Source organism: Egicoccus sp. AB-alg2 (assembly GCF_041821065.1).
Lineage (GTDB): Bacteria > Actinomycetota > Nitriliruptoria > Nitriliruptorales > Nitriliruptoraceae > Egicoccus.
This window is the reverse complement of record NZ_JBGUAX010000005.1, coordinates 276,837-293,544: the sequence shown is the minus strand read 5'-3', so window position 1 is coordinate 293,544 and position 16,708 is coordinate 276,837. Positions and strand designations below refer to the sequence as shown.

At 75.6% G+C, this 16,708-nt stretch carries 15 protein-coding genes; 7 read left to right on the top strand and 8 right to left on the bottom strand.

Annotation, left to right across the window (positions count from 1 at the left end):
- Window positions 1-17 precede the first annotated feature (17 nt).
- Window positions 18-1,055, top strand: coding sequence for an aldose epimerase family protein (locus ACERM0_RS11275; RefSeq protein ID WP_373678695.1), 1,038 nt, complete (start codon window positions 18-20; stop codon window positions 1,053-1,055).
- Here the strand turns inward: ACERM0_RS11275 and ACERM0_RS11270 are convergent.
- Window positions 1,034-1,804, bottom strand: a complete 771-nt coding sequence (locus ACERM0_RS11270) for a CAP domain-containing protein (protein WP_373678694.1) — start codon at window positions 1,802-1,804, stop codon at window positions 1,034-1,036. The two genes, ACERM0_RS11275 and ACERM0_RS11270, sit on opposite strands and share 22 nt — an antisense overlap.
- Window positions 1,805-1,896: 92 nt before the next feature.
- Between ACERM0_RS11270 and ACERM0_RS11265 the strand changes: the two genes are divergently transcribed.
- Complete coding sequence (locus ACERM0_RS11265) at window positions 1,897-3,033, top strand: alcohol dehydrogenase catalytic domain-containing protein (protein ID WP_373678693.1); 1,137 nt, start codon at window positions 1,897-1,899, stop codon at window positions 3,031-3,033.
- Window positions 3,034-3,174: 141 nt separating this feature from the next.
- Here ACERM0_RS11265 and ACERM0_RS11260 read toward each other — a convergent pair whose 3' ends face one another.
- On the bottom strand, window positions 3,175-4,425 hold the full coding sequence (locus ACERM0_RS11260; RefSeq protein WP_373678692.1) for an HD-GYP domain-containing protein: 1,251 nt from the start codon (window positions 4,423-4,425) through the stop codon (window positions 3,175-3,177).
- Between the two features lie 190 nt (window positions 4,426-4,615).
- On the opposite strand from ACERM0_RS11260, the gene ACERM0_RS11255 reads away from it, so the two are divergent.
- Entirely contained in the window at window positions 4,616-6,250 is a 1,635-nt protein-coding gene (locus ACERM0_RS11255) for an SIR2 family protein (RefSeq protein ID WP_373678691.1), read from the top strand.
- A gap of 66 nt (window positions 6,251-6,316) precedes the next feature.
- Window positions 6,317-7,081 (top strand): SDR family NAD(P)-dependent oxidoreductase, encoded by a 765-nt coding sequence (locus tag ACERM0_RS11250; RefSeq protein ID WP_373678690.1) that lies wholly within the window; start codon window positions 6,317-6,319, stop codon window positions 7,079-7,081.
- On the opposite strand, the gene ACERM0_RS11245 is transcribed toward ACERM0_RS11250, so the two are convergent.
- Together ACERM0_RS11245 and dusB are read right to left on the bottom strand one after the other, a co-directional pair.
- Entirely contained in the window at window positions 7,066-7,713 is a 648-nt protein-coding gene (locus ACERM0_RS11245) for a nucleoside triphosphate pyrophosphatase (protein WP_373678689.1), read from the bottom strand. The two genes, ACERM0_RS11250 and ACERM0_RS11245, sit on opposite strands and share 16 nt — an antisense overlap.
- A complete protein-coding gene (dusB, locus tag ACERM0_RS11240) occupies window positions 7,706-8,914 on the bottom strand; it encodes a tRNA dihydrouridine synthase DusB (RefSeq protein ID WP_373678688.1) in 1,209 nt (402 codons plus the stop codon). The genes ACERM0_RS11245 and dusB overlap by 8 nt, the downstream gene beginning before the upstream one ends.
- Before the next feature lie 110 nt (window positions 8,915-9,024).
- On the opposite strand from dusB, the gene ACERM0_RS11235 reads away from it, so the two are divergent.
- A complete protein-coding gene (locus ACERM0_RS11235) occupies window positions 9,025-9,861 on the top strand; it encodes an SGNH/GDSL hydrolase family protein (protein ID WP_373678687.1) in 837 nt (278 codons plus the stop codon).
- Window positions 9,862-10,145: 284 nt separating this feature from the next.
- Here ACERM0_RS11235 and ACERM0_RS11230 read toward each other — a convergent pair whose 3' ends face one another.
- Together ACERM0_RS11230 and ACERM0_RS11225 are read right to left on the bottom strand one after the other, a co-directional pair.
- Entirely contained in the window at window positions 10,146-11,066 is a 921-nt protein-coding gene (locus ACERM0_RS11230) for a cobalamin-binding protein (RefSeq protein WP_373678686.1), read from the bottom strand.
- 19 nt (window positions 11,067-11,085) lie between these two features.
- The gene (locus ACERM0_RS11225; protein ID WP_373678685.1) at window positions 11,086-11,496 is read right to left on the bottom strand and encodes a PPOX class F420-dependent oxidoreductase; all 411 of its coding nucleotides are present in this window, start codon (window positions 11,494-11,496) and stop codon (window positions 11,086-11,088) included.
- Window positions 11,497-11,696: 200 nt separating this feature from the next.
- On the opposite strand from ACERM0_RS11225, the gene ACERM0_RS11220 reads away from it, so the two are divergent.
- A complete protein-coding gene (locus ACERM0_RS11220; protein WP_373678684.1) occupies window positions 11,697-12,305 on the top strand; it encodes a DUF2231 domain-containing protein in 609 nt (202 codons plus the stop codon).
- An 88-nt stretch (window positions 12,306-12,393) separates the two neighbouring features.
- Here the strand turns inward: ACERM0_RS11220 and ACERM0_RS11215 are convergent, their stop codons facing one another.
- Together ACERM0_RS11215 and ACERM0_RS11210 are read right to left on the bottom strand one after the other, a co-directional pair.
- Window positions 12,394-12,969, bottom strand: a complete 576-nt coding sequence (locus ACERM0_RS11215) for a hypothetical protein (RefSeq protein ID WP_373678683.1) — start codon at window positions 12,967-12,969, stop codon at window positions 12,394-12,396.
- Window positions 12,970-13,037: 68 nt separating this feature from the next.
- The gene (locus ACERM0_RS11210; RefSeq protein WP_373678682.1) at window positions 13,038-13,244 is read right to left on the bottom strand and encodes a heavy-metal-associated domain-containing protein; all 207 of its coding nucleotides are present in this window, start codon (window positions 13,242-13,244) and stop codon (window positions 13,038-13,040) included.
- 134 nt (window positions 13,245-13,378) lie between these two features.
- Here ACERM0_RS11210 and ACERM0_RS11205 point away from each other — a divergent pair, with 134 nt between their 5' ends.
- A complete protein-coding gene (locus ACERM0_RS11205; protein ID WP_373678681.1) occupies window positions 13,379-16,639 on the top strand; it encodes a BTAD domain-containing putative transcriptional regulator in 3,261 nt (1,086 codons plus the stop codon).
- The last annotated feature ends 69 nt before the right edge of the window (window positions 16,640-16,708 follow it).

Below are 16,708 nucleotides of genomic sequence, written 5' to 3'. Positions count from 1 at the left end.
TCCCGAAAGGCTCGCTCGTGTCCGGCACCGACTTCGGAAGCGCGCCCGACGGCCGTCCCACACACCGTTTCCGCCTGGTCGACGGTGATCTCGAGGTGGACGTCACGGACTTCGGTGCGACCGTCGTGGCCGTGCGCGTGCCGGACCGCGACGGGCGCGTGGCCGACGTCGTGCTCGGTCACGACCACGTGTCGGCGTACGCCGACGCGGCCAACCCCTACCTCGGCGCGACGGTCGGTCGCGTCGCCAACCGCATCGGGGGCGCGGCCTTCACGCTGGACGGCCGCACCCACCGGCTGGCGGCCAACGACGGCGACAACCACCTGCACGGCGGCGGGGCGCGCGCCTTCAGCCGGGTGGTCTGGGAGCTTCTCGAGGTCGGCGACGACCGGGTGACGCTGGTGCACGTCTCGCCGGACGGCGAGGAGGGCTATCCAGGCGGCGTCGAGGTGACCGCCGCCTACCACGTCGTCGGGGACCGCCTGGAGATCGAGTACCGCGCCCGCGCCGACGCCCGCACCCCCGTCAGCCTGACCAACCACGCCTACGTCAACCTGGCCGGCGAGCCCGCCGGGGACGTCCTCGACCACCGCGCGCAGGTCTTCGCGCACCGCTACACCCCGGTCGGTGCGGGCCAGATCCCCACCGGCGAGATCGCCGAGGTCGCCGGCACCCCGCTGGACCTGCGGCAGCCGACCCGGATCGGCGACCGGCTCCCGGCACTGGCCGACGATCCCGGGGGCGGCATCGACCACAACTTCGTCGTGGACGGCGAGCCCGGACGACAGCGCCCGGCCGCCCGCGTCGAGGACCCGGCCAGCGGGCGCACCCTCGAGGTACACACCGACCAGCCGGGCGTGCAGTTCTACACCGGCAACATGCTCGACGGCTCGATCGTCGGGCGCGCCGGGACGCCGTACCGCCGCCACGCCGCGTTCTGCCTCGAACCGCAGGGCTTCCCCGACGCCGTCAACCAGCCGGCCTTCCCGTCGGTGATCCTGGACCCGGGCGCGGAGTACGTGCACCGCACCCACTACCGGTTCGGCGTGTCCTGAAGCGGGAGGAGGCGCGCGGGGCGGGGGCAGGCGACGCCGTCGTCGCGGCGCGTGACCGGCTCGACCGGCGGCGGGCCGGTGTCCACGGTGGGGGCGGCGCCGGCGGGGGCGGGCCCGGCCGGCATCCCGAAGACCTGCGTGGCCCACATGCGGCCGTCGTTGCGGCACACGATGCCGACACCCATGGCGGTGAACCCGGGTCGCAGGATGTTCTCGCGGTGGCCGGCGGACTCCATCCAGTCGACGTGCACCTCCATCGTGTCGCGCTGGCCCATGGCGATGTTCTCGCCCGTGCCCGGGAAGCGGGGGTGGGCCAGGAAGCCGTCGGGGGAGTGCTCGTAGGTGTCCTCGATCATCCGCAGCGACCAGGTCCCGGCGCGCTCGGCCAGGTCCGGGTGCCACAGCAGCGGGCGCAGTCCGCGGGCGATTCGTTCGTCGTTGACGCGCTCGAAGACGTCCTCGGCCAGTGCCTGGTTCTCGGCCGGTCCGGTCCAACCGAGCCGTCGCGACTCCGCAGCCAGCGTGACGGGATCCGGCGGGTCCACGACCGGTGCCGGGATCGACTCGGCCACGAACCACAGCCCGAGCACGACCACGACCGGGACGACCGCCCGCCAGCCACGCGGCAGCCGCCACCGGGGCCGTCGCCGCGGTTGCCGCCCGCCGCGACCCGATCCGGTGCGCGGGACCTCGGCGTGCTGCGGACGCAGCCGCTCGATGCGCACCGCCCAGTCGTCCTGCTCCGCCATGCCGCCACCTCCGCCGCAGCCATCGGCATGCCGAACGCCCGGCTTGATCGTCCGTCCGCCTAGGGTTCGTGCCGTCACGAGGGAGGCGCGACATGCGGACGCGTGCGGCGGTGCTGCTGGCCGACGATCGTCAGCGCCCCTACGCCGACAGCCGGCCGCTGGAGGTGCTGGAGCTCGACCTCGCCCCGCCCGGGCCCGGCGAGCTGCTCGTGCGGGTCCACGCCGCCGGTCTGTGCCACTCGGACCTCTCCGTCGTCGACGGCAACCGGCCGCGCCCGACCCCGATGGTGCTGGGTCACGAGGCCGCCGGCGAGGTCGTGGAGGTCGGCGTCGGCGTCGCCGACATCGAGGTGGGTGACCACGTCGTGCTGGTCTTCGTCCCACGCTGCGGCACCTGTGCGGCGTGCGCGGCCGGCCAGCCGGCGCTGTGCGAGCCGGCCGCCGCGGCCAACGCCGCCGGCGAGCTGCTGCGCGGCGGGCGCCGCTGGGGCCACCTCGACGGCCGGGTCGTCCACCACCACCTCGGCGTGTCCGCCTTCGCCGAGCACGTGGTCGTCGACCGCGGCTCGGCGGTGGTCGTGCCCGACGACGTCCCGCACGCCACCGCGGCGCTGTTCGGCTGCGCGCTGCTGACGGGTGCCGGGGCGGTGCTGTCCTCGGCGCGGGTGCGCCCGGGCGAGTCGGTGGCCGTGTTCGGCCTGGGCGGCGTCGGGCTGGCGGCGGTGCTGGGGGCGGTCGTCGCCGGCGCCAACCCGATCGTGGCGATCGACCCGGTGGCGGACAAGCAGCGCCTGGCCCGCGAGCTCGGCGCCACGCACGCCGTCGGCGTCGAGGACGTCGTCGAGGTGGTGCGTGACCTGGTGCCCGGCGGGGTGCGGCACGCGTTCGAGGCGGTCGGCTCCGCGCGGGTGCTGGCCGACGCCTGGCAGGTCACCCGCCGCGGCGGCACCACGGTCGCGATCGGGCTGCCGCATCCGAGCCAGCAACTCACCATCCCGGCGGTGCAGCTGGTCGGCGAGGCCCGCACGCTGATGGGCAGCTACCTCGGCGGGGCCGTCCCGCAGCGCGACATCCCGGCCCTGATCGAGCTGTGGCGGGCCGGCCGGCTCCCGGTCGAGCGCATGCACAGCGCCTCGCTGGAGCTGGGAGCGATCAACGAGGCGCTGGACACGCTGGCCGAGGGGCGGACGGTCCGCCAGATCCTGCATCCCGCCGGCGTGCCCGCCTGACCGGGCTCCCGCCCCGATGCGTGCATCCTGGCACGCACGGACCGCGGGTGCGGATGACGCATCCGCGCCGCCGCGCATCCGCGCCGCCGCGCCGCCGCGCATCCGCGCCGCCGCGCATCCGCGCCGCCGCGCCGCCGCGCGTCAGGCGCTGCGGCCGGTGGGCGCCGTGCGTCGGTGCGGGTCGGGGGCCGTGGCCGGCAGCGACGCGAGGCGGACGTTGGCGTGGTCGCGGACGTCGAGGTCGACCGGGTCGGCCACCTCCTCGCCCCCGGCGTCCAGCAGCAGCCGGACCCGCGGCTCGTCGAGCCGCGCGTACGGCACCGCGGTGACCACGCCGCGCCAGCCCGCCCAGCGGCTGCCCGGCCGTACCTCGACCCAGCTGCCGACGGGGTAGCTCGGGACCAGGCGCCGCAGCCAGCCGACGATCTCCGCGTTGAGGTGCGGGCCGGCCATCTCGGTCAGCGTCGCGGTGACCCGGTCGGGTGGCAGCGCGGCGCGGTAGGGGCGGTCCGAGGCGAGCGCGCTGTAGACGTCCGCGACGGCGCCGATCTCCGCGATCAGCAGCATCCGGCCGGCGCCGATGCGTTCGTGCACGGTGCGGGCCCCGACCGTGTTGTCGCCGACCAGGCCGCGCGGGTAGCCGCCTCCGCCCTGCTTCTCGTGGTGCTGGTAGGCGACGTGGGCGGGCAGCAGGCTGCGGAACGGCATGCGGCGCAGCAGTTCGAAGCCGAGGTAGGGGTGCTGCTGGATGGCGGCGAACTCCTCGCCGGTCAGCGGCCCGGGCTTGTCCAGGATCGTCTGGTCGACGTAGGTCTTGCCGATGTCGTGCATGAGGCAGCCCAGCGCCAGCTCGCGCAGCCGGTCCCGCGGCATCCCCAGCCGCCGGCCCAGCAGCACGCCGATGACCGCGACGTCGACCGAGTGCTCGAACGTGTAGCTGCTGTGGGTCTTCAGCGACGCCAGCCCGGCGGCGCTGTCGTGCTCGAGCACCTCGGCGATGAGGTACTCGACGTCGGCGTACAGGTCGGCCAGTGCCCGGGTGCCGCCGCCGTCCAGCGCGATCGGCTCCTCGCCGAGGCGGTCCACCATGCCGTCCACGCCGCCCGGGCCGGCACCGCGTTCCTGGGCTACCAGCGCGATGCTGGTGAAGGTGGTCGCGACGTGCCCGGTGATCGTGGCGCGGACCTGCTCGGTCACGATGTCGACCGGCACGACGTCGTCGGCGAGCCCGTCCCGCACGTACACCGACAGCAGCCCTCGCGCGCGCAAGGCGTCGACGTAGCGGGACGACAGCACCGTCCCGGCGGTCAGCAGGGGACGGCCGACGTCGTCGTAGACGGTCTTGGCGAGGACGGCACCGGGGGTGAGCCCCTCCAAGGACTGGCGGTACATGGGCCTCCCCGGCACGGCTGGAAGCGGTCCCCACGCAGCACGGCCGGGCGACGGGGAACCCCGCGTGCCCATCGGCCGCACGGGGCGAGAACTGAAGGGGACGGGCGGCCGACGGCTGGGGCCGCGCCGCTGCGGCCGTCGCCGCGCCGATTACGGTCGAGGCCCGACGTGCGGAGGAGTCGAGGAGGCGATGGCCGAGCCGGGGCACGTGTTCGTCGTGCGGGGCGACCTGACGCAGCTGGCCTGCGACGCCGTGCTGGTGCCCACGACGACCGACCTGTCGGTGACCGGCGCGTGGCGGTCGCTGGTCGACGAGGTGCCCGACCCGCCGTCGTCCTGGCCGAACGAGCCCCTGTTGCTTCCGGCGCGCGACGACGACGGACGGGGACAGCCCCGTGTGTGGCTGGCCGCGACCGCCGGGCTGCACCCGCCCGACGCGTCCGCCACCGACGTCGCCGCCACGCTGGAGACGCTGCTGGACCGGGTCGAGGCGTTCCTCGCCGACGCCGCCGAGGTGCTCGAGCGCGAGCAGGTCGGCCGGCCGCGGCCGCTGGTCGCGCTGCCCGTGGTCGGCACCGGGGAGCACGGGCTGGGGACCCGGCCGGGCGCGGTGGTCAGCGCGCTGCTGCGCCGGCTGGATCTGGCCGTCGCGGAACGCGGCATCGACGTGGTCGTGGTGGCGTACTCGGCCACCATCGAGGCGCTGTGCCGCCACTGGCGGCGACGGCTGTGGAGCCGCCGGTGGGACGGCGAGACCGGCTACGCCGAGGCGGTGTTCCGCCGCTGGCGTCGCGGGCGGGTGCTGGACGGCAAGGTGGTCGACACGCCCGCCGCCGACGACCTGCGGGCACTGCGGGACCGCGCCGCCCAGGGCCGGCTGGTGCCGTTCTTCGGCTCCGGGGTCAGCCGCGCCGCCGGCCAGCCCAACTGGGCCGAGCTGCTCCAGGAGCTGTCCCCGCCCGCGGCGGTGGACCTGTTCGACCGCCTCGTCGGTCAGGACCTCAGTCACATGGCGGACCCGTTCGCCCGGGCCCAGGTGATCGCGAACCTCGACCCCGGCGGGACCGGGGCGCTGCGCGAGCGGCTCGACCAGCGGCTGGCGGTCGAACGCCTGTCGCTGCTGCACGTCGAGCTGGCCAACCTCGGCGCCCGCGACGCGATCACCACCAACTACGACCGCGGCTACGAGCGGGCCTGCGAGGCCAGCGGCGTCGAGGTGACGATCGTGCCCCGCCCGGGCGGGACGCGGCGGCTGGTCAAGTTGCACGGCAGCCTCAGCGAGGAGGGCGGCGAGCCGCTGCTGACCCGCAACCAGCTGCTGGATTTCGACGTCGAACGCGGCGCGCTCGCCGGGGTGCTGCAGATGCTGCTGCTGACCAACCATCTGCTGTTCGTCGGCTACAGCATGAGCGACCCGTCGCTGCACGCCGCCGTGCACGCCGTGCGCCGAGCGCTGGAGCAGGAGCGCCAGGGCGTCGACGCGCCGGTCATGGCCACCTCGCTGCAGGTGGACCCGAGCCCGGCGCTGGCCGCGCTGTGGGACCACACCATCGACGTGCTGTGGCCGTGTCCGGAGACGTACGCCGACGACGCGGCCCGGGTCCGGCAGAAGGAGATCCTGCTGGACCTGCTCGCCGACACCGCCAGCCAGGCGACCGTGCCGCTGCTGGCCATGGACGCGCAGGCGGCGGAACTCGACCTCACCGCCGACGAACGCGAGCTGCGGGCGGCGCTGTGCGTGCTGGCCGACGCCTACCGACGGGACGAGCCGCGTTCGGCCCTGTGGGACCCGGTCGCCCGGCTGCTGGACCGCTTCGGCGGCTAGGCGAGCGCGCGCGGGCCACGGCGCCGGCACCGGTAGCGTCGCGCGCCACCGAGACGAGGAGGCAGCGTGGGCGGAGCGTTCGACGGACGGGTCGTGCTGGTCACCGGCGGGTCCCGCGGGATCGGGCGGGCGGTGTGCCAGCAATTCGCCGAGGCCGGCGCCCGCGTCGTCGTGCACTACCGCGCCGGGCGCGAGGCCGCGGAGGAGACGCTGGCGTCCCTGGACGGCGACGGGCACGTCGCGCTGGCGGCCGACGTCGCCGACCCCGCCCAGGCCGCGCGGCTGGTGGCCGACACGGTGGGGCGCTGCGGTCGCCTCGACGTGCTGGTCAACAACGCCGGCATCTTCGAGGAGCACCGGATCGCCGACGTCGACTACGACGCCTGGCAGACCGCCTGGCAGCGCACCATCTCCACCAACCTGCTCGGGCCCGCCAACCTGATCCACCAGGCCGTGCCGCACCTGATCGCCGCCGGCGACGGCCGGATCGTGAACGTCTCCTCGCGCGGCGCGTTCCGCGGCGAGCCCGACCATCCCGCCTACGGGGCGTCGAAGGCGGGGCTCAACAGCCTCGGCCAGTCGCTGGCCCAGGCCCTGGCGCCCCACGGCGTGTACGTCACCACGGTCGCCCCCGGCTTCGTGGAGACCGACATGACCACCGAGCACCTGACCGGCCCCGGCGGCGACGCCATCCGGGCCCAGTCGCCGCTGGGCCGCGCCGCCGAGCCGGACGAGATCGCCCGCCTCGTGGTCTTCCTGGCCACGCCCGGCACCGAGTACGCGACCGGCACGATCGTCGACGCCAACGGCGCGTCCTACCTGCGGACCTGACCGGGCGCCGACACGCCGGCCGGGTCAGGGCGCAGCGGGTCGACGTCGACCAGGCGCAGCAGCGCGACGGTCTCGGCCAGCGGCAGGCCGATCACGTTGGTGTCGGAGCCCTCGATGCGCTCGACCAGCACGGCCCCGGCGCCCTGCAGCCCGTAGGCGCCGGCCTTGTCGAACGGCTCACCGGTGTCGAGGTACCAGGCGATCTCCGCGTCCGTCAGGGAGCGGAACACGACCGTCGTGCGGACCGCGTCGACGTGCACGAGCGTGTTGCGCCGCACCGCCACGCCGGTGACGACCTCGTGAGCACGTCCCGACAGCGCCCGCAGCATCGCGGCGGCGGCGTCGCGGTCGGCGGGCTTGCCCAGGGTCGCGCCGTCGAGGACCACCTCGGTGTCGGCGGCCACGACGACCTCATGGGGGCCGGCCCGGGTCGCCATCGCCTTGAGTGCCGCCAGGCGTCGGACCAGTTCGTCGGGCGTCTCGCCGTCGCGTGGGGTCTCGTCGACGTCCTGCGGCCGCGGTTCGGGCGTCAGGCCGAGCCGGGCCAGGAGCGCGGCCCGGCGCGGGCTGGCCGAGGCGAGCACGAGGCGGGGGAGCGGCGGCCCGGCGGCGGGGGCCGGGGCGTCAGCCACCGGACACCACCTCGGCCGCGGCCGCCGGCAGCGGCGCACCGTGGTGGCGCGAGTCGAGCCAGCCGTAGGGCAGCACCGGCCGCTTCGGACGGTCGGTGTGACCACGAGGCTGACGGCGGACCGCCTCGTCGAAGGGGACCGTGCGGTCGAGGCCGGCCAGCAGCTCGCGCAGCTGCTCGAGCGACGTGACCTGGTTGAGGGCGCGCCGCAGCTCGCCACCGACCGGAAAGCCCTGCAGGTACCAGCCGGTGTGCTTGCGCAGCTCCCGGATCCCGACGTGGTCCCCGAGCGCCTCGACCAGCAACTCGGCGTGCTCGACGACCAGCTCGCAGACCTCGCCCAGCGTCGGCGGGGTCGGGATCGGCTGGCCGGCGAAGGCCGCCTGCAGGTCGCGGAACAGCCACGGCCGGCCGAGGCAGCCGCGCCCGACCACCACGCCGGCGCAGCCGGTCTCCGCCACCATCCGCAGCGCGTCGGCCGCCTCCCAGATGTCGCCGTTGCCCAGCACCGGCACCTCGGGCACCGCCTCGACCAGGCGGGCGATCGACGACCAGTCCGCCGGCGGGCCGTAGCGCTCCTCCGCGGTGCGGCCGTGCAGCGTGACGGCGGCCACGCCCAGGTCGGCCGCGATCCGGCCCGCCTCGAGGTAGGTGAGGTGGTCGGCGTCGATGCCCTTGCGGATCTTGACCGTGACGGGGACGTCACCGGCGGCCTGCACGGTGGCCGCGACGATCGCGGCGTACAGGTCGGTGCGCCACGGCAGGGCCGAGCCGCCGCCGTGCCGGGTCACCTTCGGAGCCGGACAGCCGAAATTGAGATCGAGGTGTTCGACCGGGGCGAAGCCGCCCTGACCGTCCGGCGCGCCCGTGGTGACCAGCAACTCGGTGGCGGCCGCCGCGTCGTGCAGGTCGATCGTGTACAGCTGGATGGAACGTGGGGTCTCGCCCGGCGCGAACGACGCCTTCCACTGCGAGGTGTGGTTGCCCTCGACCAGCCCGCGCGCGCCGACCATCTCCGACACGTACAGCCCGCCGCCGTGGCGCCGACACAGGGTGCGGAACGGCGCGTTGGTGACCCCGGCCATGGGCGCGAGCACGACCGGCGGCCACACCTCGAGGTCGCCGAGGTGCAGCGGGTCGGCCACCCGCGACGCGGTGGTCGTGTCGGCGGGCACGCGGGCAGGGGCGAGGGTGGTGGGCATGGCGCGCAACGGTACCGGCGGCTCCGGTGCGGGCCGGCCGTCGGCGGCTGTCCAGGAACCGCTCGGTATCGTGCGCGGCGCCCCCGCCACCGTGTCAGGAGCCGCGTCCGGTGCCGTCCTACGCCCGCTTCGTCGCGCTCGGTGACTCGTTCACGGAGGGGCTGCACGACGAGCTCGGGCCCGACGGCCGCCATCTCGGCTGGGCCGACCGGGTCGCCGAGGCGCTCGCGCGCGACGGGGCGGCGCGGGCCGCGGACGCAGGTGATGGCGACGGGCCGGCCCTGCAGTACGCCAACCTCGCGGTCCGTGGCCGGCTGCTCGACGAGGTGGTGGAGGAGCAGGTGCCGCTGGCGCTGGACCTGCAGCCGGACCTGGTCTCGTTCCACGGAGGCGGCAACGACGTGCTGCGCCCGAAGGTGGCGATCGAGGACCTCGTGCGCCGCTACGAGCACGCGGTGCACCGTCTGCGGGCCACCGGCGCCGAGGTGGTGCTGTTCACCGTGCTCGAGCGCACGGGCGGCACCGGCCGGCTCGCGGACGCGCTGGCGCGCCGGTTCGCGATCTTCAACGCCGGCGTGCGTCGCACCGCCCGCCGCACGGGTGCCCGGCTGGCCGACGTCGGCAGCCAGCCGGCCCTGCAGGACCGGCGCATGTGGCACGAGGACCGGCTCCACCTCGACGCCGAGGGCCACCGGCGGGTCGCCGCGGCGGTGTTGGAGGCCCTGGAGGTCGGCTCCGACGAGCTGCGTGGCGGACCGGTCGGGTGGTGGCGCGAACCGCTGCCGGGGGGCGTGCCGGTCTCGCGCCGGGAGACGCTGGCGGGGGACGTGCGTTGGGTCCGCCGTCATCTGCTGCCGTGGGTCGGCCGCCGGGTCCGCGGCGTCTCCAGCGGCGACACCGTCGCCTGCAAGCGCCCGGCGCTGATGGAGCTCCGACCGGAGGCGTGAGGCGTGCCGGCGTGAGGCGCCCAGGCGTGAGGCGCGGAGGCGTGAGGCGCGGCGCGTCCGGAGGCGTGAGGGTGGCCGCGCGACCACTCGGACGGCGGTGCCACCGGTCTCGGTGGCGCAAGCTGGGACGAGTCGTCCGGAGGAGCGCGAACGTGCCACGACCCCTTGCACAGCTGGTGGCGGCCACCGTCGTCGCACTGGTGACCACCCCGCCCGGGCAGGCACTGCTGCGCCGGGTCATCACGCGGCGGCTGGCGCGGTGAATCCTGCCCGCCGGCCGCAGGTCAGCCGGCGGGGAACGGCTCCCAGCCGTCACCGCGGTGCACGGGTGCGAACGCGTCCGGGTGGAGGATCTCCGCCAGGATCTCGGTCGATTCCGCCAGCCGTGGGCCGGGCCGGTTGAAGTACCGGTTGCCGTCGGTGAGCGCGACGCGGCCCTCGCGCACGGCCCGCAGCTCCGCCCAGCCCGGCAGGTCGTGCAGCACGGCGGCCTCGGCGCGGGTGCGCTCGAGGTCGAAGCCGCACGGCAGCACGACGATTGCGTCCGGGTCGGCGGCGACGACGTCGTCCCACGCGAGCCACGGGGAGTGGCGCCCGGCGACCCCGAACAGCTCCTCCCCGCCGGCCGCCGCCAGCAGCTGCGGCATCCAGTTGCCGGCGGCCATCAGCGGGTTGATCCACTCCAGCGTGACGACCCGCCACGTCGGCAGCCCGGCGGCGCGGTCGGCGACGGCCCGGATGCGGGCGGTCATGTCGGCGACCAGTCGCTCGCCGCGGTCCGGGACGTGCAGGGCGCGGGCGACCCGTCGTACGTCGCTCAACACGTCCTCGAGCGTGTTGGGTTCCAGCGCGACCACCTCGGCGTGCCCGTCGAGGTGGTCGTCGACGGCCTGCTGCACCTCGTCGGCGCTGACGGCGCAGACCTCGCACTGCGACTGGGTCAGCACGACTGTCGGGGCGAGTTCCACCAGCACGTCGGCGTGGACCCGGTAGACCGACAGCGCCTGCTCCAGGATGGCGCGGACCTGCCGGTCGATCTGCGCCGAGGTACCGGCCATCGGCGCCTTCGGCTCGGTGACGACCGGCAGCGCCCGGACGTCGGCGGGGTGGTCGCACTCGTGGGAGCGCCCGACCAGCCGGTCACCGCATCCCAGCGCGTGCACGATCTCCGTGGTCGACGGCAGCAACGACACGACACGGTCCACGACGAGGTCCCTTCGGCGCTCAGCCGGCGACGTCGGGACCGGCCGCGGTCAGCGCGATGCGCAGCAGCACACGGCGCTCGGACTCCATGGCGCGGCGGTAGTCGTCCCAGTCCGGGTGCTCGCCGGCGACCGAGCGGTAGTAGTCGATCAGCGGCTTCATCGCGTCGGGCAGCCGCACGATCGACGTGTCGCCGTCGATGCGGATCCAGGGACCGAAGAACCTGTCGGTGAACACACACAGTGAGGCGCGCGGGTCCCGTTCCAGGTTCTTGACCTTGATGGCGGTCTCCCGGGTCGACACGACGGCGTGACCGGCGGCGTCCACGCCCACGGCGACCGGGGACAGCTGCGGCGCGCCGTCCTCGCGGTAGGTGTGCAGCACGGCACGGTGGTGGTCGCGCAGGAAGTCGCGCGCCTCGTCGAGCTCCATCAGCGGCCCTCGCGGTCGGGCGGCCAACGCTAGTCACGGTGGCGTGCGCGGGTGGACGTGCCGAGGGACGGACGTCCCACCTCGGAGCCCGTGACGGTTCCTCGGTGCCGTCCGGTCCCCGCCACCCGGTCGTGGCGGCCGGCGGCGCGACGGCGGTCGCGGCGTAGCGTCGAGGGGTCGTCGGCACGCGGAGGACCGACATGCGGCATGCGTACGACATCGCGCTGGATCTCGAGGAGAACGCCAAGCTCGACCGGGCCGTGGACACGCTGGACAAGGCCCTGCCCCAGGCGCTGCAGAAGCAGCCGACCCGTGGCCTGCTGGAAGGGACGTGGCTCGGCCACGCCCTGCACCCGCTGCTGACCGACGTGCCGCTGGGCTGCTGGATGAGCGCCACGCTGCTGCGGCTGTTCGGGCCGGCGCGCTGGTCCGGGGCGGCCACCACGCTGACCGGGATCGGGGTCGTGGCCGCGGTGCCAACGGTGGCGACCGGGGTGGCGGAGTGGCAGCGTGCCACGCCGGCGGCCAAGCGCGTCGGTGTGGTCCACGCGGTCGCCAACAGCATCGGGCTCGGCTTCTACACGGCGTCGTTCGTGGCCGGGCTGCGCGGCAAGCGCGGCAAGGCGACGGTCACGGCGCTGCTGGGCGGTGTGGTGGCGTCGGTCGGTGGCTACCTCGGCGGTCACCTGTCGTTCGCGCAGGCGACCGGGGTCGACCATGCCCGCATCGAGCCGCACCTCAGCGAGCGGCTGTCCACGCCCCTGCAAGCCGTCGACCAGCCGCTGGACACGCCGTCGGTGCTGCCCTAGCGCCCGGTCCGTCGTCTGCGGACGGCTCGGGCCCGGAACGCGCTGTCGACGCGTCCCGGGCCGGGGCCGGTGCGGGCGACCCGTCAGGTCACTCGACCGTGAACTCGGCGGCCATGCCGGCCATGGCGTGCGGCTCGCCGTCGCCGAGGTCCGGCGGGGCGTCCTCGCCCTCGGCCCCGTGCATCGCCTCGTGGACCACGTCCGGGTCGGCGCCGATCGGGATGAAGCAGGTCGCGACGTAGCGGCCCGGTTGGTCGAGGGTCAGGTCACCGGCGACGACCTCGCCCTCCTCGCCCGGGGGCGCGACCGCCACTCCGACGAACTCGAGGGCCTGGCCGGCCTCCTCGGGCGGCAGCGCGAGCAGTTCGTCGAGGCTGCGGGTCTCCTCGTCGGGGACCCGCATCACCACGACCTCGTGGTACTCGACCTCGGAGGCGTTGCGGAACGTCAGGGTGCTGCCGGCATCGATCGGCCCGTCGAGCCCTTCGAAGCCGTAGTCGACGCCGACCACCTCGACCGCACCGCCGGCCGCGTCGGTGTCGGTCGCGGACTCGGTGGCGGTCTCGGTGGCGGTCTCGTCGGCCTGGGCCGTCGAACAGGCGGTCAGCAGGACGCCGGCGACGACGGCGCCGGCCAGGCTGCGGGTGCGGTTGCGGACGTGCATGGCTGGACCTCGCTTCCAGTGGTCTGGAGGTGGTGGGCGGGACCGGCGCCGTCGGCGCCGGGCGACGGTCACGCCGGCGGGTAGCCGGCCGTGACCAGCGCGTCGACGACGGCGGCCGCCGTCACGCGTCCTTCGTCGAACACGACCGTGGCGATGCGACGTCGTAGGTCGACGTCCGCCGACACGACCCCCGGGTGACGCTGCAGGGCCGCGACGATCGCCGCGCGACAGGCACCGCAGTGGGCGTCCGGGACGTCCAGCAGCAGGGTTCGCACGGGCAGGCCTTCGATCGGTCCGACGAAACGCAGCCTGCGACGGGGGCCTTGGGGCTACGTTGCCGCGGCCTTGGTCGCGCGCTGACCGGGGTGCGCCGCTGGCCGGCGGGGAGCCGGTGGCAGGGGACTGAGGTATGGACTTCCGCCTGCTCGGACCGCTGGAGGTCCGTCGTTCCGGGACGCGCGTGGCGTTGGGCGCGCCCAAGCTGCGCTCGCTGCTGATCCTGCTGCTGCTGGACGTCGGACGCGCGGTGCCGTCCGAGCGGCTGGTCGCCGACCTGTGGGGCGAGGAGCCGCCGCCCCAGCCGATGGTGTCGCTGCGCTCGTACGTGTCGAACCTGCGCCGCCTGCTCCAGCAGCCCGGTCGACCGCAGCTGATCGTGACCAGCGGCCGCGGGTACGCCCTCGACGTCGAACCGGAACGGATCGACGTCCACCGCTTCGAGCGGCTCGCGAAGCAGGGCCGCGAGGCCGTCGCGGCCGCCGAGCCCGCCACGGGCGTCGAGGTACTGGACGCCGCACTGGCGCTGTGGCGCGGCGACGCGCTGGTCGACGTGGCCGCCGAGGCCTACGCCCAGCCGGTGGTCGCCAAGCTCGACGAGCTGCGCCTGACCGTCGAGGAGGACCGTTTCGACGCGTTGCTGGCGCTCGGGCGCCACCTCGAGGTGGTCCCGGAGCTGGAGGCGCACGTCGGCCGGCACCGGTTGCGCGAGCGCCCGCGCCGGCAGCTGATGCTGGCGCTGCACCGCGCAGGGCGCACACCGGACGCCCTCCGCACGCACACGGCTTTTCGGGCCGAGCTCGTCGAGGAGCTGGGCCTCGACCCGAGTCCGGAGATCGCCGGGCTGGCCGACCGGATCCTGCGGCAGGACCCGTCGTTGGACGCACCCGCACAGGCCGGCTGGGCGGGCGGGACCGCCGTGACCGCGGCGGCCGGCGGGGCCGGCGGGGGCGGCGGGGGCGGCGAGATCGGGACCGCGGTGCCGGTCGAGCCCGCGGGCACCTCGGATGGACGCCGGCCGTCGGCGCTGTTGCCGGGCGTCGTCGGTCGCGACGCCGAGCGCCGGCAGCTGGTCGCCGCGGTCGAGCGACTGGCGACCGGGGAGGGCGGGCTCGTGCTCCTGGCGGGCGAACCCGGCATCGGCAAGACCGCGCTGCTGCGCGAGGTCACCGCCGCCGCGTCCGCGACCGGCGTGCCCCACGCCTGGGGCCGCTGCCTCGACGCGGACGGCGTGCCGGCGTTCTGGCCGTGGATCGAGGTGCTGCGCCACCTGGCCGCCGACCTCGACACGCGGGCGTTGCGGTCGGCGCTGGCGGGCGCGGCCGCGCCGGTGACCCAGCTGGTCCCGGAGCTGGCGGCCCGGATCGGCACGGAGCCGGTCGCGCTGGGCGGTGACCCGGGGGCCGCACGGTTCGCGCTGTACGACGCGGTCGCGACCTTCCTCGGCCGGCTCGCGGCAACGGCCGGCGGAGCCTCGGACGACGCCTCGGCGGAGGTGGCCGCCGGCGGGCCGGACGGTGCCGCGTCCGACGGCGTCTCGGACGGCGGCGCCTCGGGCAGCGGCGTCTCGGGCGGCGGGGTGCTGGTGGTCCTCGACGACCTGCACTGGGCCGACCCGCCGACGCTGCAGTTGGTCGAGTTCCTCGCCGCGCGGGCCCCGGCGGCGGGGGTGCTGGTGGCCGGCTCGTACCGCAGTGCCGCGGCCGAGCGCACGCCGGCGCTGGACGCCGCGCTGGCCGGCGTGGCGCGCGAGCCGGCCACGCTGACGTTGGAGCTGGGCGCCCTGGGCGCCGACGACGTGGCCGCCATCGCGACCGAGGTGGCCGGCACCCCGCCGTCGGACGCGGTACTGGCCGACCTCGTGCACCGTTCGGGCGGCAACCCGTTCTTCACACGTCAACTGGCGGCGCTGGCGGTCGAGCGCGGCGGGGTGACCGACGGGCGCGGCGGCGTGCCGGTCGGCGTCCGTCACGTGCTGCTGCGCCGCATCCAGCTGCTGCCCGAGGAGGTTCGCCGCACCCTGGAGCTGGCGGCCGTGCTGGGGCAGGAGTTCGACGCGCGCACCGTCGCGGCGGCGGGTGGCGTCGACGTGCTGACGGTGCTCGACCACCTCGACGTCGCCATCCAGCACGCACTGGTGGAGGTCGGCCAGCAGCACGCCTCGGCCTACCGGTTCGTGCACGCGCTGGTGCGCGAGACCCTCGACGGTGAGCTCACCCCCGGCCGTGCCGCCCGCCTGCACGCGGCCGCGGCCGACGCGCTCGAGCAACTGGAGCCGGTGCCCGTGACCGCGGTGGCGCAGCACCTGTGGCAGGCCGCCGACGTGGTCGAGCCGCTGCGGGTCGTGCACCACCTGCGGGCCGCCGCCGACGAGGCGTTGGCGCTGTTCGCCTACGAGCAGGGCGAGCAGCACCTGCGCCGCGCCCTGCACGTGCTCTCACACGCCGCCAGCGACGACCCGGCCACCGAGCTGGCGGTGCGGCTGCGGCTGGTGCAGGTGCTGACCAGCGGTCGCGGCTGGGTCGCGACCGAGATCGACGAGGTCGCCGGCCGGCGGGTGCGCGAGCTGGTCGGGCGGGTCGGCCTCGACGGCGAGCTGGTGTCGCTGTGGTGGTCGCTGTGGACCGGGGCGATGACCCGCGGGCAGCTCGACACGGCCGCCGGCCTGGCCGCCGACATGGCGAAGCAGGCCGCCGGTGACGACGTGCCGCCGGTCGTGCACGTCGCGTCGCACCTCGCCAACGCCTACACGTGCCTGTTCCGCGGCGCCGACCTCGAGGTGGTGCGGGGCCAGCTGGCGGCGGCGCGCGAGGCGGAGTCGCGCACCGACGCGGCCGCGCTGGCGGTCACGCCCGAGCACCTGTCGGTGTCGATCGGCGTGGCGGCCACCATCTTCCACGCCCTTGCGGGTGAGGAGACGGCGACGCTCGGCGCGGTCGAGGAGCTGGTGGCCCGGGCGCGCGCGACCGGGTCGACCTTCTCCCTCGGTTACGCGCTGCTGTTCGCCGGCTGGGGGATGGCGGCGCTGGACCGGCCGGCCGACGCGCGCCGCCACACCGACGAGTGTCTGGCCCTGTGCGAGCAGGCGGGCCTGCAGTATCTCGCGATGCTGACGACCCCACTGCACGGCTGGGCGCGGGCACGCACCGGCGGCGACCCGGCCGTCGAGGCGGCGCGGGTCGCCGAGGCGTGCCGGTACCTCGACGAGGCCGGCCAGCAGCACGCGCTGTCGAACTGGCGGCTGCTGCTGGCCGAGATCCTGCTGCTGGCGGGCGACCGCGAAAGCGCCCGGGACGAACTGGCCCGCGCCGTCGCGGTCGGCGAGGCGATCGGCGAGCAGGTCTACGGCCGCCAGCTCGTCCGCGTCCAGGCGTTGGTCGAGGCAGCCGCATAGGGATGCCGCGCGGCCGGGGAGGACGGACACGCGCGACCCCGTGGCTGCCTGCGCGGTGACCCAGCCCGC